Origin of the sequence: Frigoribacterium sp. PhB24 (assembly GCF_003755185.1) — a bacterium.
Lineage (GTDB): Bacteria > Actinomycetota > Actinomycetes > Actinomycetales > Microbacteriaceae > Frigoribacterium.
In genome coordinates, this window is record NZ_RKIC01000013.1 from 62,920 (window position 1) to 87,260 (window position 24,341).

Sequence of the window (24,341 nt, forward strand, 5' to 3'; positions counted from 1 at the left end):
GCGCCGGGACGCGAGCGCTCGGCTCAGCCGTCGATGCGGACGAAGTGGTGCGCCTGGTTCCAGATGGGACGGACGTCGACGAAGCCGCCGGGCTTGGGGGCGTCGAGGATCATGCCGTTGCCGGCGTAGATGCCGTCGTGGGCCAGGTTGTCGAAGACGACGAGGTCGCCCGGTACCGCTTCGGACTCGGGGATCGTGCGACCCTCGGTGTTCTGCGTGGGCACGTAGTGGGTGAGCTTGATGCCGAACTGCGCGTAGACGAAGGTGATCAGCCCCGAGCAGTCGAACTTCGAGGGGTCCTCGCCGCCGTGCACGTACGGCGTGCCGATGTACTGCAGCGCCACCGCGAGCACCTGGTCGCGGTCGAGCTCGGGGTAGAGCGGGTTCGCGAGGTAGTCGGCCGTGGTCGGCCCCTCGTAGGTCGTGTTCGCCGCGGCCTTGCGGTTCTGCAGGTTCTGCGTCACGACGTCGACCATCGACGTGGCGGAGTAGGTGTCGCGAGCGGTCTCGTCGGACTCGTCGGACAGCGAGGCCGTGTCGACCGAGAGGGTCTGCGAGCCGAGCGACGACCGCGCCGACGCCCCCGCCGCGACGGCCTGGGCCTCGTCGCCCGTGGTCGCGAGCAGGGGCAGCACGCCGCTGGCGGCGAACCCGACGATCGCCGTGACGATGGAGAGCTTCTTCACGGCGGTGCCGACGCTGCGCGCTGCACCGGCGCGCCCGGCGGCACCGGCATGGGCCTGCGAGGCGGGACGCGCGGCCAGGGTCGAGGCCCGGCGAGCGCGACGCGAGGGTCGGTCGGCGGCCGGTCGAGCGGCGGCCGAGGAGGCGCGGGCGGCGACCGCAGGACGAGCGGCCTCGGTCGCGGCGGACTCCTCGAGGCCGAGCAACGGGCTGGTCCGGGCCGGAGCGTCGGAGCGACGCGGCCGGACGCGCGGGGCGACCGCAGCCTCGGCGGCACCGACGAGGGCGGGGCACTCGACGAAGGACTGGCGGTGCGAGGTCGGCAGGACGTCCCGGCGGGCACGGCGTTCGCGTCGTTCGAGGGCGAGGCGGGCCGAGCGCTCACCGAGCGGACGAGGACCGTTCTGGCCTTCTGTCGCCTGACCGGCGGGCTGTTGACCGGAACCGTCGGTGTGACCAGCCGTCGCGCCACCCTGATCCGAAGAGGTCGGGGAGGCGGGCTTCGTCACGCGTGCGGTCCTCTCGTCTGGGGGTGGTGCGAACACTCGACCCTAGCGCGCATCATCCTCGAGGTGTAGTTGTCGTCGGAAAAAGGTCACGAATCGATCACGAAATCATGCGGGTGATCGCTCGTCGGGTGACCCGTGATCACCCGGTGCCGACGGGCCCGACACCGCACGACGGCGCGTGAGCTCGCGCCGCAACGCCCGCCGTTCACGCCACGTCGGCGGACGGGGCGGAACGGTGGCGGCCTCGGCGGACCGCCGCGCCTGACGCCTCTCGTGCCAGAGCAACACCTCGGCGTCGACGTCGCGCGTGGGCGTCACGACCGGCGGACCGCCCGAGAGCTGGCGCCTCGCCTCGACGATGCGGGCGTTGAAGTCGTCGAGGTGCGATCGGACGGCGGCCTCGGACCGCAACCGGTCGAGCTCGGCGTGCAGCCCCGTGCTCTCGGCCCGCAATGACAGGGCCGGAGGCGCGAGCCCCGTGAGCCCTTCGCGCTCGATCAGGCCGCGGAGCCACCAGTCGGGATCGACCGTGCCCCCTCCCGGGCCGGGCAGGGGTTTGCCGGCCAGCGGCAGGTCGTCGAACTCGCCCCGCGCGATCGCGAGGTCGATGGCGGTGCGCGCCCAGGCCCGCATCTCGGCGGCCGTGCGCGTGTCGCGGGGCGCGTCACCATTCGGCACGTCGCCGTCGACCCGGTAGCGGGCCGCGTCGACGCGGTGGTCGCGACCCTGCGGTCGTCGTTCGGGTTCTCGGTCCATGTGCCGCGCCTCCTGCGCTCGTCGTCGGACGGCGGGCGGTGCCCTGTCGTCACCGTGTGCCGGTTCGTGGCGTCGAGGTTACGCCGCACCACCGACGGCGGCCGGGCCTAGCCTGGTGTCCCGCCCGTCGATCGAGGAGGCCTGATGCGTGACGCCGCCCCACCCGCCCCCGGCACGATCTCGACGGCGTACGCCCTGTGGATCGTCGTCGTCGCCCTGGGCGTCGTCGGCGCCGTCGTGCTGATGCTGTTCGGCGGGCCGGCCCGGGTGTCGACGTCCGGCGGGGCCCTGGCGGACCCGCGGGGGGCCGACATCGCCGGCGGGGTGTTCGCGATCGTGGTCGCCCTGGTGCAGCTGGCGGTCGTCCGGTCGATGCGCGACGGGCGGCGCTGGGCACGCACCGTGCTGCTCGTGCTGACCATCCTGCAGGTGCTGGGCGGTGTGAGCGGGGCGAGCGGCGGTGGCGTGCTCGTGTGGGCCTCGGTGATCAGCGCGTTGATCGCCTGCCTGCTGATGCTGCTGCCGTCGTCGACGGCCTTCTTCGAGCGGCACGCCCGCTAGGCGTACCGGCACCCTGCGACCTCCCGAGGAGGCGCGGGCCGTCAGACCGAGCGTCCCCGTCCCCGGGCGCGCAGCACGTCGACGACGACCGCACCGACCACGGCCCCGGCGCCCAGCAGGGCGAGCACGGTGCTCGACCGGACGAAGTCCGAGCGGCGACCACGGGGCAGACGACCGGCGGCCAGGTCGTGCAGCAGCTGACCGGACGCCGCGAGGCAGGCCGACTCGGCCTCGGCGTCGTGCAGGGACCAGTCGGGCGCGGACACGTCTCCGATCACGCTGACGTCACCGTCGTCGGCGTCGAACCACACGTCGATCGGCGCCCGCCTCGGGCCCGTGATCGTCAGCACGCGTGACTGCCAGCCGGCACGACGGATCGCGCCTCCCGGCACCTCGTCGCCGACCCAGGAGTGGACGACCCGCAGGCGCCCGCTCTCCTCCGCGGCGGCCAGGTCGAGCGCCCGTCGCAGCCGGTCGACGAACGGCGGACGCTCGGGTTCGGGCAACGAGATGGTCGGCAGGCCTCGGTACATGCCGACAGTGTGCCCCGCCCGCCTGGACGCCGTCGCACCCGGCCGCCCGTCGGCCCGCCGGCCATCTCCTCGCAGGGCGCCAGGAAGTGGTCACGACGCCACGACTAGTCCTGGCGCTGTGTCCATCTCCTGGCGAGGAGCGCAGGAGGCGCGGCGCGGGCCGGGCGGGCGGCGAGGGCAGGAGGCGCGGCGCGGGCCGCCGACGGAGCCCGCCCCCGTCACACGCTTGGCACGGCGGCCCGCAGGCAGTTGACTGTGTCCATCCGCCCGGCCCGCGCCGCCGGCAGTCCACAGCACACACGTCCCGGAGGTCCCGCCTCATGCCCGTCCGTCCTGCCGCACCCGCACGTCCCACCGGCACCAGCCCGGCAGCCGCCCGCGCCGGGGACCGTGAGTCGTCCCGCCGCCGTCACCCGCGCCTCCTCGGGGTCGCCGGCGGCCTCGCCGGTCTCGCCCTGCTCGCGGGCTGTGCCAGCGCTCCCGCCGAGGGTGGCGGCAGCACCGCCGCGGGGTCCGAGAACTGCGCCCGCATGGTGACGAACTCCGGCGGACTCGACGACCGCTCGTTCAACCAGTCGAGCTGGGCCGGGCTGCAGAAGGCCGAGAAGGACGACGGCATCCAGGCCCGCGTGCTCGTGTCGACGACCGAGAACGACCTGGCCCCGAACGTCGCCCAGGCCGTCGACTCGGGCTGCGGCTTCGTGCTGACGGTCGGCTACGAGCTCGCCCCCGCCACCGAGGAGCAGGCGAAAGCCCACCCCGACATCGACTTCGCCATCGTCGACGAGACCGTCGAGGCCCCGAACGTCAAGCCGATCCTGTTCGACACGGCCCAGGCCTCGTACCTGGCCGGCTACCTCGCGGCGGGCGTCAGCACGACGGGCAAGGTCGCGACCTTCGGCGGCGGGAACCAGCCCCCGGTCACCCTGTTCATGGACGGCTTCGCCGACGGCGTCGACGCCTACAACGCCGCGCACGGCACGAGCGTGCAGCTGCTCGGTTGGTCGAAGGAGGCGCAGGACGGCTCGTTCACCGGCGACTTCGAGGACGTCAACAAGGGCAAGCAGCTGGCGCAGGCGCTGATCGACCAGGGTGCGGACGTCATCATGCCGGTCGCCGGTCAGGTCGGCGAGGGGGCGGCGTCGGCCGCGCTCGCCACGGGCGGCGTCGACGTGATCTGGGTCGACAACGACGGCTACGACACGCTCCCCGCCGAGTACCGACCGATCATGTTGACCAGCGTCATCAAGGACACCGAGAAGGCCGTCCAGCAGATCGCCGTGTCGTCGACGGACGACTCGTTCAGCAACGACCCCTACGTCGGCACGCTCGACAACGGCGGGGTCGACCTCGCGCCGTTCCACGACCTCGCGTCGTCGGTCAGCCCCGAGCTGTCCGCCGAGCTCGACGCCCTGCGCGGTCAGATCGTGAGCGGAGCCGTGACGGTCACCTCGCCCAGCCAGCCGTAGGCCGGGCCGGCCCAGGGCCGGCCGCGGCCCGACCGCTCCGCCGAGTGGGCAGAAGAGGCTCGTCGGCGAGAGCCGAGCAGCACCTTCTGCCCACTCGCTGGCCAGGACGAGGAGGCGCGGGTCAGGAAGCGACGGAGGTCGCAGCCCGGGCGGCAGCGGCGCGCACCGCGGCGACGACGCGTTCCGTCGTCATGCCGCGCTCGCGCAACGCATCGGCCGCGGGGGCCGACAGGCCGAACTCGTCGATGCCGACGATCACGCCGCCGGGGCCGGCGACGCCCTCCCAGCCGAAGCTGGCGGCGGCCTCGACGACGACCCGGGCCGACACGGCGCGGGGCAGCACCTGCTCGCGGTACTCGACGGGCTCGGCGTCGAACCACTCGCGGCACGGCATCGACACGACGCGCACGGCGAGATCGTCGATCTGCGCGACGGCCTCGAGCACGAGGGCGACCTCGCTGCCCGTGGCGACGACGACCACGTCGGGCGTGCCGCCCTCAGCCGGGTCACCAGCCGCGCCACCGGCCGGGCCACCGGCCGAGCCACCGGCCGAGGCCGACGCGTCCTGCACGACGTAGGCCCCGCGACGCACACCCGCGCGCACCACGTCGGCCGGCGTCGGCGCGACCGGCAGGGGCTGGCGGGCCAGCACGAGACCGGCCGGGCCGTCCTTCTCGAGGATCGCGAGCCAGGCCGCGGCCGTCTCGGCGCCGTCGGCGGGGCGCACCACCGAGAACCCGGGCATCGCGCGGAGGCTCGCCAGATGCTCGATCGGCTGGTGGGTGGGCCCGTCGGCGCCGAGGGCCACCGAGTCGTGCGACCAGAGGTAGGTGACCGGCAGCTGCATGAGCGCCGCCAGGCGGATCGCCGGGCGCTGGTAGTCGCTGAACACCAGGAACGTGCCGGCGAAGAACCGTGAGCCCTCGATCAGCGCGATGCCGTTCATGGCCGAGGCCATCGCCCCCTCGCGCACGCCCCAGTGGACGTTGCGACCGGCGCGGCCGGTGCCGGGACCCTCGTCGGGGAGGAACGACGCGCCTCCTGCGATCGCCGTCCGGTTGGGCTCGGCGAGGTCGGCCGAGCCGCCCCACAGCTCGGGCAGCGCCTCGGCGAACGCCTGGATGACCTGTCCGGACGCGTCGCGGGTGGCGAGCGTGTCGCCGGGCGAGAAGACGGGGAGGCGCGACCCGAGGTCCGCGGGCAGGGTGCGCGACCGCGAGCGCCGCAGTTCGGCGGCGGCCACGGGGTGGGCGAGCTCCCAGGCGTCGGCGGCGACCTGCCAGGCCTCGCGGGCGGCCCGACCGCGCTCGAGGGCCGTCCGGGTGTGAGCGAGCACGGTGTCGTCCACCGTGAAGGGGTCGGAGTCGACGCCGAGCTCGACGCGGGTGGCCGCGACCTCGTCGGCCCCGAGCGGGGCGCCGTGCGACGCCGAGGTGTTGCGGGCGTTCGGGGCGGGCCAGGCGATCTGCGACTTGAGCACGACGAGGTGCGGACGGTCACCGCGGCGGTCGGCGGCCGAGAGCACCTCGTCGAGGGCGTCGACGTCGACGTCGCCGTCCGAGGCGAGGCCGACGTGGTCCACCCGCCAGCCCTGCGCGGCGAAGCGGGCACCGACGTTCTCGCTCGAGGTGAGGCTCGTGTCGCCCTCGATCTGGATGTCGTTGTCGTCGTAGATCACCGTGAGGCCGCCGAGGCGGTGGCGTCCGGCGAGCGCGCCGGCCTCGTACGAGAGCCCCTCCTGCAGGTCGCCGTCCGAGGCGAGCACGAACACGCGTCGGTCGAAGACGGACTCGCCGGGTGCGGCGTCGGGGTCGTTGACGGCTCGCTCGTGCGCGATGGCCATCGCCATGCCGACGGCCGTGGCGAAACCCTGGCCGAGCGGCCCGGTCGTGGTCTCGACACCCGGGGTGTGGCCGAGTTCGGGGTGGCCGGGCGTGCGCGAGCCGAACGAGCGGAACGCCTTGAGGTCGTCCAGCGACACGTCGTAGCCGGTGAGGAAGAGCTGCGTGTAGAGCAGGACGCTCGCGTGCCCGCAGCTGAGCACGAAACGGTCGCGGCCGGGCCAGTCGGGTGCCTGCGGGTCGTGCCGCAGGTGCTTCTGGAAGAGGAGGTGCGCGACGGGAGCCAGCGCGGCCGCCGTCCCCGGGTGACCCGAGCCCGCACGCTCGACGGCGTCCAGGGCGAGCAGGCGGGCGGTGGTGACGGCGGCGTGGTCGAGAGGGGTCTGGTCGAAAGCGTGGGTCACGTGTGGGGCTCCGGTTCGGGGTGGGGCGGGCGCGGACTCCGACGACCGTAACCGAAGGCATCATGACGTCATGATGAATCAAGACGACTTTCGAGTTGCACGCGAGCCACGCGGCACGTACGCTCGTCGAAGTCATCATGACGACTTGACGACCTGACGTCTCGGGTCCGAGCAGGCCACGGCCCGCGACACCATCTTCAGCAACGGCGCGGAGGCACCAGATGAGCACCACGAGCGGCACGAGCAAGTACGTGGCCGTGCGCGAGCACCTGCTGTCCCGCATCCAGAAGCTCGAGTCCGGCTCACAGTTGCCCGCCGAGCCCGTGCTCTGCGACGAGTACGGCGTCAGCCGGATCACGCTGCGGCACGCGGTCGACGGCCTGATCGCCGACGGCCACCTGGTGCGCGAGCACGGTCGGGGCACCTTCGTCACCGAGCCGCAGTACCGCCTGCACTACCGCGAGCGGTTCGCCGACGAGGTCAAGGGCTTCCATGCGCAGCAGACCGGCGAGGGCTTCGCGGTCAGCACCCGCGTGCTCGATCAGAAGGTCGTCCGGGCCGGCGAGACCGTGGCGAGCCACCTCGACATCAATTCGGCCGACGAGGTCGTCGAGCTGACCCGCCTGCGCTTCGTCAACGGCTCGTTGCACCACCTCGTCGTGACCTGGCTGCCGTACGCGCTGTTCCCCGAGACGTCGACCGTCGACTTCACCGACGGCTCGCTCTACGGGCACCTCGACCGCGAGCACGGCGTCACGCTCGCCCGACAGGACCTACTCGTGTCGCTCGACGGGGCCAGCACCCTCCACGCCGACGAGCTCGACGTGCCGCTCGGCACGACGCTGCTCAAGATCGCGTCGACCGTCTACGACGGCGACGAGCGCGCCGTCGCGTACGGCACCAGCCACTTCACCCCGCAGAACAGCGAGATCTTCTTCGGCCTGCACGGGTGACCGACCGGGCGCTCCCCGGCTGCCGGGCCGCGCCTCCTCAATCCCCCACCGACATCCACCACCGACGCCCGTCCCGACGCCGACGTCACCGACCCCACCAGGAACTCCAGTGCTGACCGACCTCCTCACCCCCGAGACCATCCTCTTCGCCGACCGCGTCGACGGTTGGCGCGACGCCGTCGAGCGCGTGGCGCAGCCCCTGCTCGACGACGGCGCGATCAGCGTCCACTACGTCGCGGCCATGACCGACTCGATCGCGGCGGGCGGCACCTACATCGACCTCGGCTTCGGCATCGCGCTCGCGCACAGCCGGCCCGAGAACGGCGTCGAGCGCACCGGGTTGTCGAGCCTCCGCGTCGGCGAGACCGTCCTGCTGAACGACGAGCCCGCCCACCCGATCGACCTCTTCTTCTGCCTCGCCGCGACCGACCCGCAGAGCCACCTCGACACGATGATGGCCCTCGCCACCCTGCTCTCCGACGAGACGCTCCGCGCCGAGCTGCTCGCCTCCTCCACCCCCGCCGACACCCTGGCGGTCCTCACCAAGATCGGACAGAACGCATGAAATTCCTCGCCGTCTGCAGCTCGGGCCTCGGCTCGAGCTTCATGGTCCACATGAACATCGAGAAGGTCCTCAAAGAGCAGGGCATCACCGGGGTCGACGTCGACCACGCCGATCTCGGCTCGGTGGGCCCTGGTGCCGCCGACGTCATCTTCGTCGGCGCCGACCTGGCCGACTCGGTCGGAGGCCTCGGCGACGTCGTGGTGCTCGACAGCATCATCGACCTGGCCGAGCTTCGCACCAAGGTGCGCGAGACCGCCGTGCGCAAGGGCGTGACCGTGCCCGACGCCGGGGCCAACTGATGGAGGGCGTGCTCTCCGTCCTGCTGGACGTCTTCCGCCAGCCCGCGATCATCGTCGCGCTGATCTCGCTCGTCGGCCTGCTGCTGCAGCGCAAGGCGTTCAGCGACGTGCTGAAGGGCACCGTACGCACGCTCGTCGGGTTCCTGGTGCTGGCCGCCGGCGCGGGCGTCGTCGTCGCCTCGCTCGACCCGTTCGGCGCCATGTTCCAGCAGGCGTTCAACGTGCAAGGCGTGGTGCCGAACAACGAGGCGATCGTCGGCCAGGTCCTGCTCGACTACGGGTCGGCCGCCGCGCTGATCTTCTTCTTCGGGTTCATCGTCAACGTGCTGCTGGCCGCGACGACGCACTTCAAGTACATCTACCTCTCGGGTCACGTCGCCTTCTACATGGCCGCGATGATCGCCGTGATCCTCGGCGTCGCCGGGTTCCCGGTGTGGGGCGTCGTGCTCTGGGGCGCGCTGCTGCAGGGCCTCGTCACCACGCTGTCGCCGGCGATCGTGCAGCCCTTCATGCGGAAGGTCACCGGCTCGAACGACGTCGCCCTCGGCCACACCGGCGGTGCCGGTGTGGCCTTGAGCGGCCTGGTCGCCACGCTGACCCGCGGCAAGGGCACGCCGTCGAAGTCGACGGAGGACATCACGTTCCCCAAGGGCCTCGGCTTCCTGCGTGACACCACGGTGATCGTGGCGCTCTCGATGGCCGTGATCTACGTGATCGTCGCGCTGTTCGCCGGGGCCTCGTTCGTCGAGACCGAACTGAGCGGCGGCCAGAACTACATCGTCTACGTCGTCATGCAGGCCGCGACCTTCTCGGCGGGTGTCTTCGTGATCCTCGCCGGCGTGCGTGTCGTGCTGGCCGAGATCGTGCCCGCGTTCAAGGGCATCAGCGAGCGCCTCGTCAAGAACGCGATCCCCGCGCTCGACGTGCCGATCACCTTCACCTTCGCCCCGAACGCCGTGCTGATCGGGTTCCTCGCGAGCTTCGTCGGTGGCATCGTCGGCATGTCGGTGATGATCTTCGCCGGCACCGCCATCGTGATCCCGGGCGTCGTCGCGCACTTCATGACCGGAGCCGCCTCGGGCGTCATCGGCAACGCCGCGGGTGGTCGACGCGGAGCCGTGCTCGGCGCCTTCGCCAACGGTCTCGCGATCACGTTCCTGCCGCTGTTCCTGCTGCCGGTGCTCGGCGACATCGGGCTGTCGAACTCGACCTTCTCCGACTCGGACTACGGCGTGGTCGGCATCCTGTTCGGCCAGATCAGCCTGGCCGGCAGTCAGATCGCCGTGATCGTCGCGATCCTCGCATCGCTCGTGCTGGTCTACGCGTCGAGCCTGTTCGTGCGGGCGCGGGCCCGCCGGAACGGTGGCCGCGACGGTCGCGACGGTGGCGACGGGTCGGACGGCTCCGCCACCGACGCCGGTACGACTCGCGTCGGCGAGACCGCCTCGGCCCGCTAGGTCGGCGACCTCCCGCAGAAACGGGCGGGTCCGGTGGGAACGGGCGTCTTCGGACGCCCGCCTCCCCTGGGCCCGCCCGTTCTGCGCGTCCGGGCCGGTCGGCCGTGGGCTCAGTGCGTCGCGCCTCCGGACGCCTCGAGGTCGAGCAGCCACTCGTGGGCTGCGGCCACGAGTGCGTCCACGCCGTTCGTCAGGGTGGGCTCGACGACCGGCGCATAGAGCGGGGAGTGGTTCGAGGGCAGCTGTCCGACGACGCGGACGAGGTCGGCAGATGACCGGGCCTCGGCGAACGCAGCGGGGTCGGCACCCCCGAGCAACCAGAAGCTGCACGGGGCGCCCGCCGCCGCGGCGAGGATGCCCACGTCTTCGCTGCCCGTCACGGGCCCGGGAGCGATGACCTGCTGCTCGCCGAAGCGACGCACCAAGGAGGCGCGGGTGCGGTCCGCCGCGAACGGGTCGTTCACGACGGCCGGAAAGCTCTCGTAGTGCTCGATCGTCGGCGGCTGCGGTGCGCCGGCCGCCGAGGCCTCGCCCACGGCGATGCGCGTGATGGCGGCGAGTGCCCGTTCGCGGACGTGCTCGTCGAACGACCGCATGCTGATCAGGATCTCGGCGGTGTCGGGGATCACGTTGTTCTTGGTGCCCGCGTGGATCGAGCCGACGGTGACGACCAGCCGGTCGGCCGCGGACGTCTCGCGAGACACGACGGACTGCAACCGCAGGACGGTCGCGGCCGCCAGCACGATGGGGTCGACGGTCGTCTCGGGCCGCGAGCCGTGCCCCCCGCGACCGTGGAAGGTGATGCGGATGCCGTCCTGCGCGGCGAACGCCGGGCCGGACTGCAGGGCGACGAAACCGGCCGGGAACGGCGCGACGTGCTGGCCGAGGACGACGGCGGGGGCGGGGATGCGGTCGAAGAGCCCGTCGGCGACGAGCGCGCGAGCGCCGGCACCGAGTTCTTCGGCGGGTTGGAAGAGCACCTCGAGGGTGCCCGACCAGGCGCCGTCGGCCGCCAGTCGGCGGGCGGCACCGACGAGGCAGGTCACGTGGACGTCGTGGCCGCAGGCGTGCATCACCGGCACGTCGCGGCCGTCGGGATCGACACCTCGGGCGGTGCTCGCGTAGTCCAGGCCGGTGGCCTCGGCGACGGGCAGGCCGTCCATGTCGGCGCGGAGCAGCACGGTCGGGCCGTCCCCGCGACGGAGGACGCCGACCACGCCCGTCCCCCCGATGCCGGTCTGCACCTCGAAGCCGAGGGCGGTCAGTTCGGCCGCGACGATCGCGGCCGTCGCCTTCTCGTGGAACGACAGCTCGGGGTGTCGGTGCAGGTGTCGGTACAACTCGTCGAGCGGGGCGCCCACGGCCGGCGGCCGGGCGTCGTCGAGAGGGGGGCGCGGCTGGTCGGTGCCGGTCGAGGTCATGAGGTGCTCCTCTGGTGGTGCGTGGGTGGTCCGTCGCCTCGACGCTACTCACCACCCCCGACACCCGCCGGGTCCCCCGGGCCGGCCCGTCAGGCCTCGAGGTGCGCGTAGTCGGGCAGGTCGAGGGCGTCGGCCGGCGGGGTGGAGAAGCGCGCTCCGAGCCGACCGGCGAGCCGGGTCGAGGCGAGCCGCACCCCGGCGTGGAACACGGCGACCCCGGCCCGGGTCCTCGGGTTCGCGACCCGCGGCACCCCCGGGGGCAGCTGCTGAGACTGCTCGACGTAGGGCCGCATCAGCCGCTCGTACCCGGAGAACGCGTCGTGGTGGTGCCGGTGCGCGGCGAGTTCTCCGGCCAGCACGTAGGCCCCGGCGAGGGACAGGCTCGTGCCCATGCCGCTGACCGGCGACGCGCAGTACCCGGCGTCGCCCACGAGCGCCACCCGGCCCGACGACCAGCGCGGAGCGCGCACCTGCCCGATCGACTCGACGTAGAGGTCGTCGGCGCTGTCGAACCCGTCGAGCACACGGCGGGCCTCCCAGCCGGCGTCGCCGAAGATCTCGCGCAGCCGGACCCGCTGCTCGTCGACGCTGCGCCGTTCGGCCCCGGCCCGCTCGCGGGTGCGGTCGGTGACGAACGACATCGCGGCACGGATCGTGCCGTGGGAGTCCGGGCGGAGGGTGATCGAGCGGCCCCCGGCGGCGTTGTACCAGCGCCACCAGTCGTCGTCGGCGGCCGTGCGCGGGATCGTCGCGTACGAGGTCTCGAGCCCGAGCGACCGGACCCTCGGTTCGTCGCCGAACACCAGTCGTCGCGTGCTCGAACCGATGCCGTCGGCGGCGATCACGAGGTCGAAGCGCTCATCGGAGGCGTGCTCGAACGAGACGACGACCCCCGACGAACCGGACCCGGGAGGCGCGACGCGGTCCGGCACGGACCGCGCGGTGGTCGCGTGGTCGCTCCCCGCGTCCTCGCGCCCGGCCTCCTCGCGCCCGGCCTCCTCGCGAATCGCGGTGATGCGGTCTCCGAAGCGGTACTCGGTGCCGCCGCCGGTGCCGTCGCCCGTGCTGCGCTCGACGAGGAGCCGCGCGAGATCGCCTCGCAGGATCTCGAGTTCGGCGGTCGCGCCTCCGGAGTCCGAGGTGCCGGCCGCGAACTCGGCGACCGTGCCGCCGGTCGGCCCGATGAAGCGGGTACCGACCTCGCCCGTGGTGGCGGCGCGGATGTCGTCCTCGAGGCCCATGCGGCGGGCGACCTCACGACCGGCCCCACGGACGTCGACGTTCTGGCCGCCGGTGCGGAGCTCGGGTGCGCGTTCGACGATCGTCGTCTCGAAGCCGTAGCGGTTCAGCCAGTACGCGAGGGCGGGCCCGGCGATGCTGGCACCCGAGATCAGGACGCGGGTGCGCGGTGTGGAGGTGGTCACGAGTTGCTCCCTCGGTTGATTATCAACAGAATTGGCAATCTACACGGTTATCCTCGTCGTGTGACCGACACAGACCCCCGAGGGCGACCCGACCCGCGCGCTCGCGCCGACCGAGACGACCGGACCCGCGCCCGGCGTGACGGGCGCGACCTGCCCGCCGACGACATCCGTGCCCGCGTGCAGCAGCTCGCCGTGCGGCAGCAACGGTTCGAGCGCCACCTGGCCGAGCGTCTGGGTGTCGACCGGGCCGGGCTCGACGCCATGGACCACCTGATCACCACCGGCCCGGCCACGCCGAGCGAACTGGCCCGCCGGGTCGAGGTGTCGACGGCCGCGATGACGCTCGTGCTGAACCGACTCGAGTCGGCCGGTCACGTCCGCCGCGAGCGGCACCCCTCGGACGGCCGCAAGCTGATCGTCACGGCCGAGCAGGCGTCGTCCGACCTGGCCTACGAGCAGGTGGTGCCGATGATCCACGGCATCGAGCGCATCGTCGACGAGCTGGACGAGACCGAACGTGCGGTGGTGCAGGGGTTCCTCGACCGACTGATCGCGGTGTACGACGACGCGACCCCCTGAGGCCGTCCGACGCGTGCCGCCCCGACCCGCGCCTCCCGGGCTGGGGGTCGCGGCTCAGCGGCGCCGCAGCCGCGACGCCTGCAGCACGGCCGTCACGACGACCACGCCCACCACGAACAACGCGGTCGGCACGAGCGGTCCGCCCGACGGCGCGAGCGCTTGCCCGGTGTCGGTCTGCCACGGCCAGAGCGCGCGCAGCGAGCCGACCATCAGCCCGGTCATGATCGACAGCGTCACGCGCCGGCGGTGTTCGAGGAGCCACTGCAGCACCGAGACGAAGGACGCGAGCCCGGCCACGGCTCCGAGCACGAACAACCCGAGGTAGGCGAGGTCGCGCTCGTTGACGGCCGCGAGGGTCGGGGCGTACATGCCGACCGTGAGCAGCACGAACGAGCCCGAGAGACCCGGGACCACGAGGGCGCAGACGGCGACGGCGGCCGACAGCACGATGACGACGGGCGACGGCTCGAGCGGGGCCGACGACGGGATGCCGGTCAGCACGAACGACACGGCCGCGGCGACCGCGGCGAGCGCCCACTCGCGGGCGCGCCATCGGCCGCCGACCATGCGGGCCGGCACGGCGATGCTCGCGACGATCAGGCCGGCGAAGAGAGCCCGGGTCTCGACCGGGTGGTCGTCGAAGAGCGGCGCCACGATCGCCGACGCCGTGACGACGGCCAGCACCATGCCGACGCCGACGGGCACGATCACCGCCCACGACACGGCGCCGAAGTGGTGGCGGGCCCGGCTCGTCCCCCGGCCCCGAGCGAGGTCGGCCCCGCCCCGGACCACACCGCGCACGAGGTGACCGGCCGAGCCGATCAGGTCGTCGTAGACGCCCACGAGCAGGGCGACGGTGCCGCCGCTGATCCCCGGGGCGACCTCGACCACCCCGATCAGTGCCCCGCGCACGAGGTCGGTCAGGCTGCGGCCTGGTCTCACGGTCGGCTCCCCTCGATCGGACGAGCGACCACGGTATCGGCCCGCCGGACCGCGCGGCTGGGAGCCGCGCGGCCCGCATCACGCCAGGAGGTGGGCACCGCGCCGCCCCGACCCCGACCCGCCCGGCGAGGCACCCCCGCCACGCCCGCACGCCGTGTTCTGCTGGACGCATGCCGTTCGACCAGAGCCTCGTCCCGTGGATCATCGCCGCCTTGCTGCTCGTCGTCCTGATCGTCGTCGCCGTCGTGCTGCGCGCCCGGGCGAAGCGTGCCCTGACCGCCGCGAAGGCCGCCGCCGACGAGCAGGCCCGGGCTGCCCGTGAGCAGCACGTGGCACTCGCCGCGGCCCACGACGACGCCCTCGCGCAGGCCGCCGCCGACCATGCCCGCGAGCGCGACACCCTGGGTGCCGAACGCCAGGCCGCCCTCACCGAGGCGAAGCAGGCCCGTGACCTCGTGGCGGCCGGCCTCAAGTGGGAGGCCACCTCGCGCGACGACATCGCCGAGACCTGTCGTCAGCTGGGGGTCGACGCCGTGTTGCTGACCAACGTGGTCTTCGTGCCCGTGGCGACCAGCGCCTCCTCGCGGTTCGTCGCCCAGGTCGACCACGTCCTGCTCAGCGAGACCGGCGTGATGGTGATCGAGAACAAGGGCTGGAACGGCATCGTCTTCGACGGGCTCACGCCGAGCAGCGTCTTCCCGGCGTTCGCCGGCCTGTTCGACGAGAGCACGATGACGCCGCCCTTCGCGCTGCAGGTCGTCAAGGACTCCCCTACTGTCCTCACCGTCCGGACGCATCTCGGCCGGGACGCCCCCGCGTCGCAGGTGCGCAGGCAGGCGCAGCGGCTGTCCGATCGGGTGCAGGCCGAGACCGGTGTCCGGCTCTGGTTCGACACCTGCGTGTTCTACTCGCACCGTGACGCGACGGTCTTCGCGACCGAGCGCGACGCGACCGACGGAGGCGCGGCGACGGCGATCGTGTCGCACCGGTCCCAGCTCGCGGGCGTCGTGCGCGAACTGACCTCGCGGCCGACGAAGAAGCTGTCCCGGGCGCGGGTCGACGACCTGGCCCGACTGTTCGCGTCGTACGGAGCTGACGTGCTGCGCTTCGGCGCCCATGCCCACGAGCTGCGTGAGGCGCCGGAACCGCGGGAGGCGCCGGTCGCGTCGACCCCGCAGGTCGCCGTCGCGTCGGTGCCCGAGGCCGCGGACGCGCCGCCTCAGGAGGCGGCGGACGTCCAGCTGCCCGACCCGACCGAGTGATCTCTCGGCGCTCCGTCACCGGATGACGGGGTCGCCGCCCGGCCCCGACCCGTCGCCGAGCCCGCCGAGGTCGACCGCGCCCTCCCAGTCGCCCGCGTGACGGCACGCCGCGGCGCCCGACAGGCTCGCGAGCCGCAGACGTCCGGTCAGCCGCTCGCCCCGGGCCCACCCCGCGAGGTACCCCGCGACGAAGGCGTCCCCGGCGCCGACGGTGTCGACCACGTCGATCTCGTGCGCGACGACCGAGGCCCGGTCGCCTCCGTCGATCGCGAACGCTCCGGCCGCGCCCGCCGTGACCACGACGTGCTCGTGCCCTACCCCGGCCAACGCGTCGGCGGCGAGTTCGGCCTGTTCGAGGCCGGGCACCCGGGGGTCGCCCCCGGACGAGGCACCCACGAGGAACGGCACCTCGTCGACGCTCGCGACCACGAGGTCGGCCGCCGCGGCCAGCTCTCGGTGCGCCTCGGCGGCGGGCCGGTCGCCCCACAGCCGCGGCCGGTGGTTGACGTCGAACGAGACGAGGGCGCCGGCCTCGCGGGCCCGGGTGACGAGGTGCCGGACGGCCTCCGCGGCGGAATCCGAGAGGCAGCCGGTGATGCCGGTCACGTGCACGAGGGTGCCGGGCGCCAGGTCGAGGCCGAACGCGTCGACGTCGGCGGGGGTGAGGGCGCTGCCCGCGCTGCCGGCGCGGTGGTACGAGACGGCGGTGCGGCCGTCGGCGAGGACGTCCTTGACGAGGAGGCCGGTGGGGCGGTCCGGGTCGACGACGGTGCGGACGGTCACGCCCTCGGCCCGCAGCTCGCGGACGACGCGGCGGGCGAGCGAGTCGGCCGCCACGCGCCCGGCCCAGACGACCGGGACGCCCAGGTGGGCGAGCGTCATCGCGACGTTGGCTTCGGCGCCGCCGGTGCCGACGGCCACCTGATCGGCCCGCCAGAGCTGCTCGTCGGGTCCGGACCGGAAGACGGCGAGCCCCTCGCCGACGGTGACGACGCGCTCGATCATGCCGTCACCTGCTCGCGGAACGCACGGGCCCGGTCGGTGACCAGGTCGAAGCGTCCGGCTGCGACCGCGTCCCGGGGGGTGATCCAGCTCGTGCTGACCGAGTGCACGGCGTCCCCCCGATAGGACGCGGCCTCGGCGAGACCGACTCCCCCGCTCGGGACGAACCGCAGATCGGGGAACGGCCCGGCGAGGGCCGAGATCGCCGCCGCCCCGCCGAGCTGGGCCGCGGGGAAGAACTTCTGCACCGTGAAACCCGCCGAACGCGCCCGCATCACCTCCGTGGCCGTGGCCACGCCGGGCACGTGCGGCACGCCGAGCGAGCGACACCGGTCGGCGACCGCCTCGTCGAGCCCCGGGCTGACGACGAACGCCGCCCCGGCCTCGACGGACGCGTCGACCTGCTCGCACGACAGTGCCGTGCCGCACCCGACGACGAAGTCGGGCACCCCGGCCATGGCCCGCATCGCCTCGACCGCGCCCGGCGTGCGGAGGGTCACCTCGGCGCACGGCACACCGCCCGCCACGAGGGCACGGGCGAGCGGGACGGCCCGCCCCGGGTCGTCGATGACGACCACGGGCAGCACCCGGATCTCGGAGAGACGGGCGAGGACGTCGGCGGCGCTCATGCCACCACCCAACCATCGTCCGCCCACCCCACACAACGACCGGGCATCACACCTGGGGACGACCCCTCGTCCCCAGGAGGCGCGGTGTCGGTTCCGCCCACACCGCGCTTCCCGGGTCCTCGGCTCGGGCGGTCGCACCCTGTAGCGTCGTCCCGAAGGCGAAACAAGACGACACCTGTGGTCGACGGGCGATCCAGGGGCGAGGGGATCGGTGTGAGACGTGTGACGAAGGCTCCCGACGCGGTCGGCCGAGCGCTCAACACGGCCCTGCGGCGCGTGCCGCTCGAGAAGGTGCCGTCGTTCCGGCAGTCGTTCATCGCCCTGATGATCGTGCTGGCCGCCGTGTTGAGCACGACGCTGCCCTGGCTCATCGTCACCGACGCGCTCACGATGTGGCTCGGTGTCGTCGTCGCCGTCGCCGCATTGGCCTTCGCGGGCGCGATGGCGCGGTACGCCGAACTGCGCCGGTGGGAGCTCCTCGTCCCCGCTGCCGACTTCGTCGCCGTGGGGCTGCTGCGCTACGGCACGGGCGACCAGAGGTCGGTCTTCCTGCCCATCGCGCTGCTGGCCGTCATCTGGATCGCGTCCTGGCCGGGGCGCCGCAACGTGCTGCTTCCGCTGCTCGGCACCTGCATCACCCTGCTCATGCCGTACCTGTTCACCCCGGGCGGCCGGGGCCCGAGCGAGCTGATCCGGCTGGGCTTCGCCCTGGTCGTCTACGCGACGGTCGCCGCGGCGGTCAACGAGCTGGCCCGACAGGCGAAGGCGCGACTCGAGCGGGCTCGGGCCCAGCAGCACGCCGTCGAGCGTGAACTCAACCGTGCGGCCGTGGTGCAGCAGTCACTGCTGCCGCCCGACGCCTCGACGCTGCCCGACGCGTTCGCGGTGTTCGGGGCCTGCGTGCCGGCCCGCGAGGTGGGCGGCGACTTCTTCGACTGGTACCCGACCTCGACCGGCATCGCCGTGACCGTCGGCGACGTGATGGGCAAGGGCGTCGGGGCGGGCATGATCGCGGCCGCGGTGCGCTCGGTGATCCGCAGCAGCGTCGACGACGGCGACCCGTCCGAGGCCTTCCACCGCGCCTCCGTGGGGTTGACGACGAGCGCCTACGACACCGAGACGCAGTTCACGACGTCGTTCCACGCCCGCATCGACACCGACGGCGGGGTGCTCTGGGCCGATGCCGGGCACGGCCTCGCGTTCATCCGTCGGGTGGCGGGCGGGGTCGACCGGCTCAACTCGGCCGACCTGCCGATCGGCGTGGGCACCGGCTGGCAACGGCATCGATCGCAGCTCGACGAGGGCGACGTGTTCGTCTGCGTGAGCGACGGTGTGCTCGACCTGTTCCCGGTCGAGCTCGAGGCGCTGCACGATCTCGAGCGGTTGCTCGCGGCCACCCCCGAGCCCGCCAGCATCGTCGAGGTGGTCGAGGGGCTGGCCCGCGAGCGCGACCGCAGCGACGACGTCACGGTCGTCGCGACGACGCTCGTGCCGGCGTCCGTGCCGGTACGGGCCTGACCCGGCCGGCCGTCCGCCCCACCCTGGAAGCCCTGCCTGTCAGGCCCGCTCGATGACCCGCTTGACCGGGAGCCGCAGCGCTCCGCGCCCGGGGTTCCCGCCACGAAGTGAACACCCCTCGCACCACACCACGAGATGGACACAGCACCAGGTCTAGTCCTGGCGTCATGCCCATCTCCTGGCGCGGTGGACATCCCGGCCGGGCACGCACTCAGGCCCGGCTGCCAGGCCCGGCTGCCACACCCGCCCGCCACGCCCGCCCGCTACCCCCGCGCACCCACCCCGGGCGCCGGCCCGCTCGACCCCGCGACGTGCAGCACGCACGGCAGCAGCACCTGCGTCAGCTCGCCCTCGCCCCCCGGGCCGCCCTCGCCCCCCGCACCCGCACCGGCACCCGCACCCGCACCCCCCGCGGCCTCGCCTCCCGCACCCACGCCGGCGTCCAGTCGGGCGACGAGCGACTCGACCGCGAGCCGGCCCATCTCGACCCCCGGGGCGTCGAGGGTGGTCAGGGTGGGCTCGGTCGCGGCCCCGTTCGCCGTCGACGAGGCCAGCGAGACGACCGACACGTCGTCCGGCACGTGGCGCCCCGTGCCGGCCAGCCCGCTGAGCAGGCCGCCGGTGGCGTCGTCCTTCATGATCAGGACGCCGGTCACGTCGGGTAGTGCCGCCACCAGGTCGTGTGCCGCCCGACGGCCACCCGCGGACGACGGCCCGCACGTGACCGACGCCGACCGCAGGCCCCGGCGCGCCACCGACCGCCGGAACGCCTCCTCGGTGCGGGCCGCCGGGCCGTACCCGACGATCGGGCTCGCCGAGAAGTCCTCGAGCACGAGGCCGATGCTCTGGTGCCCCAGGGACTCGAGGTGGTCGAGCGCCTGTTCCACCGCCTCCTCGAAGTCCATGTCGACGAACGGCACGCGGTCGTTCTGCGAGGTGCGGCCCATCGACACGAAGGGGAGGCCGAGCTCGAGCAGGGCCTCGACGCGGCTGTCGTGCAGTTGCACCTCCATCACGAGCACGCCGTCGACGAGGCGGCCCGACACGAGGTCGCGGACGTCCCGTTCGGTCTCGCCGCTCGGCCAGAGCACGAGGTGGTAGCCCAGCTCGGAGGCACGGGTGGCGGCGCTCATGAACATCCGCAGCGCGATGCCGCCGAGGCGCTCCTCGAGGGCGGGGAAGAGCAGCGCGACGATGCGGGTGCGCTTGCTGGCGAGGGCCCGGGCGACGACGTTGTTCGTGTAGCCCAGCTCGGCCATCGCGTCGGTGACCCGTTGGTGGGTGGTGGGCGAGACGCTCCTCGAGCCGTTGACGACGAACGACACCGTCGCGATCGACACCCCGGCCCGCGCCGCCACCTCTCGCATGGTCGCCACGGCGCCCTCCCTTCCTGCCGCTCAGGCTAGTGCGGCGCGGCCACCGCATCCGACCGCCCGGTCGAGGAGGCGCGGTGAGGGCCTCGTACCGGCCATCGGTCACCCGATTGTGGTTAACCGCTTTACAAGCTAAGCGGTTAACTGTTACTTTCTCGGCATCGGAGCCGCGACGTCGCGCTCCGCCTCTCGGGCCCGGCCCGGGTGGCCGACGTCGCGGGCCGCCCACCAGTCGCCAAGAGAGAGCTGAGCAATGAAGCCTGCATCGATCCGCAGAAGGTCCCTGACCGCGACCGCCCTGGTCGCCGTCGTCCCCCTCGTCCTCGCCGGGTGCACCGGTGGCGGCGGAGGCGCGAGCACCGGCGGCGAGGTCACCAAGCTGACCGTCGTCGACTACTACGGCGAGAACGACGAGAAGGTCATCACGTCGTTCCTCGACACCTGCGGCACCGAGAACGGCGTCGAGATCGAGCGCACGATGGTGCCCGGCGGCTCGCTGATCCAGCGCGTGCTGCAGCAGGCGTCGTCGCGCACCCTGCCCGACGTGCTCATGCTCGACAACCCCGACTTGGCCCAGATCGCCGAGACCGGGGCCCTCGCTCCCCTGTCCGACTTCGGCCTCGACGCCGACGGATACGCCGAGGGCGTCGTCCAGTCGGGCACCTACGACGGCAAGCTCTACGGGCTCGCCCCGACCGTCAACACGATCGCGCTGTTCTACGACAAGAGCGTGCTCGCCGACGCGGGCATCGAACCTCCAGCGACGTGGGACGAGCTCGAGAGCGCCGCGAAGGCGCTCACCTCGGGCGACCGCTACGGCATGGCGGTCGACGCGAACGCCACCTACGAGGCGTCCTGGCAGTTCTTGCCGTTCATGTGGTCGAACGGTGCGGACGAGAAGGACATCGCGACCCCCGAGAGCGCCGAGGCCCTGCAGCTCTGGACCGACCTGGTCGCCGACGGCTCGATGTCGAAGAGCGTCCTGAACTGGACGCAGGCCGACGTCAACGACCAGTTCATCGCCGGCAAGACCGCGATGATGGTCAACGGCCCGTGGCAGCTGCCCGCCCTCGACGCCGCCGGTGCCGACTACGGTGTCGTCACCATCCCCGTGAAGGACGCCTCCGACACGGCCGTCACCCCGCTCGGCGGCGAGGTCTGGACCGTGCCGCAGACCGGTGACGCGGCCCGCCAGGCCGTCGCCGCGAAGGTCGTCGCCTGCATGAACTCCGACGAGAACCAGCTCGCGATGGCCGAGCAGCGCAACACCATCCCGTCGAAGACCTCGGTCGCCGACACCTACGCCGAGCAGCAGCCCGACCAGCAGGCCTTCGTCACCCTCGTCGCCAGCGCCCGCTCGCGCACGGCCGAGCTCGGGGCCGAGTGGCCGACCGCCGCGACCGCGATCTACACGGCCATCCAGGCGGCCCTCACCGGCCAGGCCTCGCCCGAGAAGGCACTCGACGACGCCCAGGCGAGCAACTGACGTGACCACCGCCACCCCGCTCGCCCCCCGGCGGGCCGCCGACGACGACACCGCGGTGTCGCGTCGGCGGCCCGGCCGGGCCGGGCCCGGCTCGCCCCGGCGCCGCACCCTGACCTGGGAGCGGATCTCGCAGCTGCTCTTCGTGATGCCGGCCGCCGTCTTCCTGCTGCTGTTCTTCGGCTACCCCGTCGTCAAGAACCTCGTCATGAGTTTCCAGGCGTACACGACCACCACGTTCTACACGGGCGAGGCCCCCTGGGTCGGGTTCGCGAACTACGCGAAGGTCATCGGCTCGCAGCTGTTCGGCACCGCCCTGCTCAACACGGCGCTCTTCACCATCGGCTCGATCGTCGGCCAGTTCGTCATCGGCCTGCTGTTCGCCCTGTTCTTCCGCCGGGCGTTCCCGTTGAACGGCGTGCTGCGCTCGTTGCTGCTGCTGCCCTGGCTGTTGCCGCTGATCGTCTCGAGCGCGGTCTGGAAATGGATCCTCGACCAGGACTCCGGCGTGCTCAATCAGTTCCTCGGGTCGTTCGGCGTCCCTGCCGTGCCCTGGCTGACCAGCCCGAGCGTCGCCTTGCTGACCGTGGTGCTCGTAAACGTCTGGATCGGCATCCCCTTCAACACGACGATCCTCTACGGCGGGCTGCAGGACATCCCGACCGAGCTCTACGAGGCCGCCTCGCTCGACGGCGCCACCGGGTTCAAGGGGTTCCGCCACGTCACCTGGCCCCTGCTGCGGCCGGTGGTCAGCGTCGTGCTCGTGCTCGGCGTCGTCTACACGATCAAGGTGCTCGACATCATCCTCGGGTTGACCAACGGCGGGCCCGCGAACGCGACGCAGACCATCGCGACGCAGTCGTACTCCCTGTCGTTCCAGCAGTTCGACTTCGGCTCGGGCGCCGCGCTCAGCAACGTGCTGATCGTGATCTCGGCCGTGTTCGCCGTCGTGTACCTGCGACTCAACCGGAAGGCCGTCGATGAGTGAGACCGCCCTGCGCGTGCCGAGCACCCGGGCCGTGGCCCGCGGCGCCCGGCCACGTCGACCCCGGGCCGAGGGCCCGAAGAAGTACGCCCTGACCGCCGTCGGCGTGCTGCTGCTCGCCGTCATGCTGTTCCCCGTCTACTGGATGGTGAACATCTCGCTGCAGCCCGCGGGCTCGGCGATCGAGGCCGAGTGGTTCCCGTTCCAGGCGCAGTTCGGCGGCTACGCGCAGGCCTTCGCCGATCAGGGCCGCAACCTGGTCACGAGCCTCGTGATCGCACTCGGCAGCGTCGTGCTCAGCCTCGTCATCGCGACCCCCGCCTCCTACGCCCTGGCGCAGTTCAAGGTGAGGGGCGTGAACGCCGTGCTGTTCGCCATCTTGATCTCGCAGATGATCCCGGGCATCGTCGTCGCGAACGCGCTGTACGCGGCGTACAACGACCTCGGCCTGTTGAACTCGATCCCCGGGTTGATCCTCGCCGACTCGACCGCCGGGGTGCCGTTCGCCATCTTGATCATGCGGGCGTTCATGCTGAACATCCCCACCTCGATCGTCGAGGCGGCGAAGGTCGACGGCGCCGGAAACTTCCGGGCGTTCCGCAGCATCGTGCTGCCGATCAGCCGCAACGCCATGATCACGGCCGGGCTCTTCACGTTCCTGTTCACGTGGAGCGACTTCCTGATGGCGCTGACCCTGACCACCACGACCGACATCCGGCCGATCACGCTGGGCATCTACCAGTACATCGGCACTTACACCGCCGACTGGTCGACCGTGATGGCCGCCGCCGTGCTCGCCTCGCTGCCGGCCATCGTGCTGCTGCTCGCGGCACAGAAGTTCATCGCCGCCGGTGCCACCGGTGGCGCGGTCAAATGACACACGAGAGGACCACCATGACCACCACACCGTTGCGCGTCACCGTCTGGGGCGAGAACGTCCACGAGAAGGTCGAGCAGCACGTCGCCGACCGGTACCCCGACGGCATGCACGGCGCGATCGCGGCCGGCATCGCCGAGAACCTGCCCGACGCCGTCGTCCGCACCGCCACCATGGACCAGCCCGAGCACGGCCTCACCGAGGACGTGCTCGAGCAGACCGACGTGCTGACCTGGTGGGGCCATGCCGCCCACGCCGACGTCGACGACGAGATCGTCGAGCGCGTGCACCGTCACGTGCTCGCCGGCATGGGACTCGTCGTGCTGCACTCCGGCCACTGGTCGAAGATCTTCACCAAGCTGATGGGCACGACCTGCACCCTGCGCTGGCGGAGCGAGCACGATCAGGAGCTCGTCTGGACGGTCAACCCGCAGCACCCGATCACCCGGGGCGTGCCGAACCCGATCGTCATCCCCGAACAAGAGATGTACGGCGAGTACTTCGACGTGCCGACGCCCGACGAGCTGATCTTCATCTCGGGCTTCACCGGCGGCGAGGTGTTCCGCAGCGGCATGACCTACCGTCGAGGCTTCGGCAAGATCTTCTTCTTCTCGCCCGGCGACCAGGACTTCCCGGTGTACTTCCACCCGGACGTGCGGCGCGTCGTCTCGAACGGTGCCGAGTGGGCCCGCCCCGAGCGCGAGCGCGCGACGCCCACCCTGCTGCGCTACGAGCTCGGCGAGTACTTCGACGGCAAGGACTACTCGGGCCCGATCGACGAACCGGTCGAGGCGTGAGCGCCGAGGTCGGCGCCG

At 72.6% G+C, this 24,341-nt stretch carries 23 protein-coding genes; 13 read left to right on the plus strand and 10 right to left on the minus strand.

Annotated features, from left to right (window positions below; all coding sequences use genetic code 11):
* Positions 1 to 23 precede the first annotated feature (23 nt).
* Both EDF50_RS11970 and EDF50_RS11975 read right to left on the minus strand, forming a co-directional pair.
* The gene (locus EDF50_RS11970) at positions 24 to 1,193 is read right to left on the minus strand and encodes a C40 family peptidase (RefSeq protein WP_123519779.1); all 1,170 of its coding nucleotides are present in this window, start codon (positions 1,191 to 1,193) and stop codon (positions 24 to 26) included.
* Between the two features lie 105 nt (positions 1,194 to 1,298).
* Positions 1,299 to 1,949: a DnaJ family domain-containing protein gene (locus EDF50_RS11975; RefSeq protein WP_123519780.1), complete on the minus strand. Its 651-nt coding sequence runs from the start codon at positions 1,947 to 1,949 to the stop codon at positions 1,299 to 1,301.
* A 144-nt stretch (positions 1,950 to 2,093) separates the two neighbouring features.
* Between EDF50_RS11975 and EDF50_RS11980 the strand changes: the two genes are divergently transcribed.
* On the plus strand, positions 2,094 to 2,510 hold the full coding sequence (locus EDF50_RS11980) for a hypothetical protein (RefSeq protein ID WP_123519781.1): 417 nt from the start codon (positions 2,094 to 2,096) through the stop codon (positions 2,508 to 2,510).
* 41 nt (positions 2,511 to 2,551) lie between these two features.
* Here the strand turns inward: EDF50_RS11980 and EDF50_RS11985 are convergent, their stop codons facing one another.
* Positions 2,552 to 3,043, minus strand: coding sequence for a hypothetical protein (locus tag EDF50_RS11985; RefSeq protein ID WP_123519782.1), 492 nt, complete (start codon positions 3,041 to 3,043; stop codon positions 2,552 to 2,554).
* Between the two features lie 320 nt (positions 3,044 to 3,363).
* On the opposite strand from EDF50_RS11985, the gene EDF50_RS11990 reads away from it, so the two are divergent.
* Positions 3,364 to 4,512 carry a BMP family protein gene (locus tag EDF50_RS11990; protein ID WP_123519783.1) on the plus strand — a complete coding sequence of 383 codons (1,149 nt, stop codon included), beginning with the start codon at positions 3,364 to 3,366 and terminating at the stop codon, positions 4,510 to 4,512.
* 121 nt (positions 4,513 to 4,633) lie between these two features.
* Here EDF50_RS11990 and EDF50_RS11995 read toward each other — a convergent pair whose 3' ends face one another.
* Positions 4,634 to 6,757, minus strand: coding sequence for a transketolase (locus EDF50_RS11995; protein ID WP_123519784.1), 2,124 nt, complete (start codon positions 6,755 to 6,757; stop codon positions 4,634 to 4,636).
* 221 nt (positions 6,758 to 6,978) lie between these two features.
* Between EDF50_RS11995 and EDF50_RS12000 the strand changes: the two genes are divergently transcribed.
* The 4 genes from EDF50_RS12000 (at position 6,979) to EDF50_RS12015 (ending at position 10,031) form a co-directional block, all read left to right on the plus strand.
* A complete protein-coding gene (locus EDF50_RS12000; RefSeq protein ID WP_123519785.1) occupies positions 6,979 to 7,710 on the plus strand; it encodes a GntR family transcriptional regulator in 732 nt (243 codons plus the stop codon).
* A gap of 109 nt (positions 7,711 to 7,819) precedes the next feature.
* Complete coding sequence (locus tag EDF50_RS12005; protein WP_158612709.1) at positions 7,820 to 8,275, plus strand: PTS sugar transporter subunit IIA; 456 nt, start codon at positions 7,820 to 7,822, stop codon at positions 8,273 to 8,275.
* On the plus strand, positions 8,272 to 8,574 hold the full coding sequence (locus EDF50_RS12010; RefSeq protein ID WP_056044337.1) for a PTS sugar transporter subunit IIB: 303 nt from the start codon (positions 8,272 to 8,274) through the stop codon (positions 8,572 to 8,574). Before EDF50_RS12005 ends, EDF50_RS12010 begins: the two co-directional genes overlap by 4 nt.
* An 8-nt stretch (positions 8,575 to 8,582) precedes the next feature.
* Complete coding sequence (locus EDF50_RS12015) at positions 8,583 to 10,031, plus strand: PTS ascorbate transporter subunit IIC (RefSeq protein WP_370453996.1); 1,449 nt, start codon at positions 8,583 to 8,585, stop codon at positions 10,029 to 10,031.
* 110 nt (positions 10,032 to 10,141) lie between these two features.
* Here EDF50_RS12015 and EDF50_RS12020 read toward each other — a convergent pair whose 3' ends face one another.
* Positions 10,142 to 11,452, minus strand: a complete 1,311-nt coding sequence (locus EDF50_RS12020) for an amidohydrolase (RefSeq protein WP_123519788.1) — start codon at positions 11,450 to 11,452, stop codon at positions 10,142 to 10,144.
* Positions 11,453 to 11,541: 89 nt separating this feature from the next.
* Positions 11,542 to 12,876: an FAD-dependent monooxygenase gene (locus tag EDF50_RS12025; RefSeq protein ID WP_123519789.1), complete on the minus strand. Its 1,335-nt coding sequence runs from the start codon at positions 12,874 to 12,876 to the stop codon at positions 11,542 to 11,544.
* A gap of 60 nt (positions 12,877 to 12,936) precedes the next feature.
* On the opposite strand from EDF50_RS12025, the gene EDF50_RS12030 reads away from it, so the two are divergent.
* Positions 12,937 to 13,455: a MarR family winged helix-turn-helix transcriptional regulator gene (locus EDF50_RS12030; RefSeq protein WP_123519790.1), complete on the plus strand. Its 519-nt coding sequence runs from the start codon at positions 12,937 to 12,939 to the stop codon at positions 13,453 to 13,455.
* A 54-nt stretch (positions 13,456 to 13,509) separates the two neighbouring features.
* On the opposite strand, the gene EDF50_RS12035 is transcribed toward EDF50_RS12030, so the two are convergent.
* Complete coding sequence (locus EDF50_RS12035; protein ID WP_123519791.1) at positions 13,510 to 14,397, minus strand: DUF368 domain-containing protein; 888 nt, start codon at positions 14,395 to 14,397, stop codon at positions 13,510 to 13,512.
* A gap of 170 nt (positions 14,398 to 14,567) precedes the next feature.
* On the opposite strand from EDF50_RS12035, the gene EDF50_RS12040 reads away from it, so the two are divergent.
* The gene (locus EDF50_RS12040) at positions 14,568 to 15,659 is read left to right on the plus strand and encodes an NERD domain-containing protein (RefSeq protein ID WP_123519792.1); all 1,092 of its coding nucleotides are present in this window, start codon (positions 14,568 to 14,570) and stop codon (positions 15,657 to 15,659) included.
* 15 nt (positions 15,660 to 15,674) lie between these two features.
* On the opposite strand, the gene EDF50_RS12045 is transcribed toward EDF50_RS12040, so the two are convergent.
* Together EDF50_RS12045 and EDF50_RS12050 are read right to left on the minus strand one after the other, a co-directional pair.
* The gene (locus tag EDF50_RS12045; RefSeq protein WP_123519793.1) at positions 15,675 to 16,664 is read right to left on the minus strand and encodes a sugar kinase; all 990 of its coding nucleotides are present in this window, start codon (positions 16,662 to 16,664) and stop codon (positions 15,675 to 15,677) included.
* Positions 16,661 to 17,290, minus strand: coding sequence for a bifunctional 4-hydroxy-2-oxoglutarate aldolase/2-dehydro-3-deoxy-phosphogluconate aldolase (locus EDF50_RS12050; protein WP_123519794.1), 630 nt, complete (start codon positions 17,288 to 17,290; stop codon positions 16,661 to 16,663). Before EDF50_RS12050 ends, EDF50_RS12045 begins: the two co-directional genes overlap by 4 nt.
* A 213-nt stretch (positions 17,291 to 17,503) precedes the next feature.
* Here EDF50_RS12050 and EDF50_RS12055 point away from each other — a divergent pair, with 213 nt between their 5' ends.
* Entirely contained in the window at positions 17,504 to 18,808 is a 1,305-nt protein-coding gene (locus EDF50_RS12055) for a PP2C family protein-serine/threonine phosphatase (protein ID WP_123519795.1), read from the plus strand.
* A gap of 263 nt (positions 18,809 to 19,071) precedes the next feature.
* Here the strand turns inward: EDF50_RS12055 and EDF50_RS12060 are convergent, their stop codons facing one another.
* A complete protein-coding gene (locus EDF50_RS12060) occupies positions 19,072 to 20,175 on the minus strand; it encodes a LacI family DNA-binding transcriptional regulator (protein ID WP_123519949.1) in 1,104 nt (367 codons plus the stop codon).
* 259 nt (positions 20,176 to 20,434) lie between these two features.
* Between EDF50_RS12060 and EDF50_RS12065 the strand changes: the two genes are divergently transcribed.
* From EDF50_RS12065 to EDF50_RS12080, 4 genes are read left to right on the plus strand one after another with little or no spacing between them, the layout of a single operon-like run.
* Positions 20,435 to 21,667, plus strand: a complete 1,233-nt coding sequence (locus EDF50_RS12065) for an ABC transporter substrate-binding protein (protein WP_123519796.1) — start codon at positions 20,435 to 20,437, stop codon at positions 21,665 to 21,667.
* Between the two features lie 55 nt (positions 21,668 to 21,722).
* A complete protein-coding gene (locus EDF50_RS12070) occupies positions 21,723 to 22,652 on the plus strand; it encodes a carbohydrate ABC transporter permease (RefSeq protein ID WP_370453999.1) in 930 nt (309 codons plus the stop codon).
* On the plus strand, positions 22,645 to 23,526 hold the full coding sequence (locus tag EDF50_RS12075) for a carbohydrate ABC transporter permease (RefSeq protein ID WP_123519797.1): 882 nt from the start codon (positions 22,645 to 22,647) through the stop codon (positions 23,524 to 23,526). Before EDF50_RS12070 ends, EDF50_RS12075 begins: the two co-directional genes overlap by 8 nt.
* A 17-nt stretch (positions 23,527 to 23,543) precedes the next feature.
* Positions 23,544 to 24,323 (plus strand): ThuA domain-containing protein, encoded by a 780-nt coding sequence (locus EDF50_RS12080; RefSeq protein WP_123519798.1) that lies wholly within the window; start codon positions 23,544 to 23,546, stop codon positions 24,321 to 24,323.
* The last annotated feature ends 18 nt before the right edge of the window (positions 24,324 to 24,341 follow it).

Excerpts from the sequence above, each read along its gene's own strand:
- EDF50_RS12000 (WP_123519785.1), top strand. The coding sequence starts at position 6,979 with ATGAGCACCACGAGCGGCACGAGCAAGTACGTGGCCGTGCGCGAGCAC.
- EDF50_RS12010 (WP_056044337.1), top strand. The coding sequence starts at position 8,272 with ATGAAATTCCTCGCCGTCTGCAGCTCGGGCCTCGGCTCGAGCTTCATG.
- EDF50_RS12040 (WP_123519792.1), top strand. The coding sequence starts at position 14,568 with ATGCCGTTCGACCAGAGCCTCGTCCCGTGGATCATCGCCGCCTTGCTG.
- EDF50_RS11980 (WP_123519781.1), top strand. The coding sequence starts at position 2,094 with ATGCGTGACGCCGCCCCACCCGCCCCCGGCACGATCTCGACGGCGTAC.
- EDF50_RS12075 (WP_123519797.1), top strand. The coding sequence starts at position 22,645 with ATGAGTGAGACCGCCCTGCGCGTGCCGAGCACCCGGGCCGTGGCCCGC.
- EDF50_RS11975 (WP_123519780.1), bottom strand. The coding sequence starts at position 1,949 with ATGGACCGAGAACCCGAACGACGACCGCAGGGTCGCGACCACCGCGTC.
- EDF50_RS12060 (WP_123519949.1), bottom strand. The coding sequence starts at position 20,175 with ATGCGAGAGGTGGCGGCGCGGGCCGGGGTGTCGATCGCGACGGTGTCG.
- EDF50_RS12080 (WP_123519798.1), top strand. The coding sequence starts at position 23,544 with ATGACCACCACACCGTTGCGCGTCACCGTCTGGGGCGAGAACGTCCAC.
- EDF50_RS12020 (WP_123519788.1), bottom strand. The coding sequence starts at position 11,452 with ATGACCTCGACCGGCACCGACCAGCCGCGCCCCCCTCTCGACGACGCC.
- EDF50_RS12065 (WP_123519796.1), top strand. The coding sequence starts at position 20,435 with ATGAAGCCTGCATCGATCCGCAGAAGGTCCCTGACCGCGACCGCCCTG.
- EDF50_RS11990 (WP_123519783.1), top strand. The coding sequence starts at position 3,364 with ATGCCCGTCCGTCCTGCCGCACCCGCACGTCCCACCGGCACCAGCCCG.
- EDF50_RS11985 (WP_123519782.1), bottom strand. The coding sequence starts at position 3,043 with ATGTACCGAGGCCTGCCGACCATCTCGTTGCCCGAACCCGAGCGTCCG.
- EDF50_RS12045 (WP_123519793.1), bottom strand. The coding sequence starts at position 16,664 with ATGATCGAGCGCGTCGTCACCGTCGGCGAGGGGCTCGCCGTCTTCCGG.
- EDF50_RS12050 (WP_123519794.1), bottom strand. The coding sequence starts at position 17,290 with ATGAGCGCCGCCGACGTCCTCGCCCGTCTCTCCGAGATCCGGGTGCTG.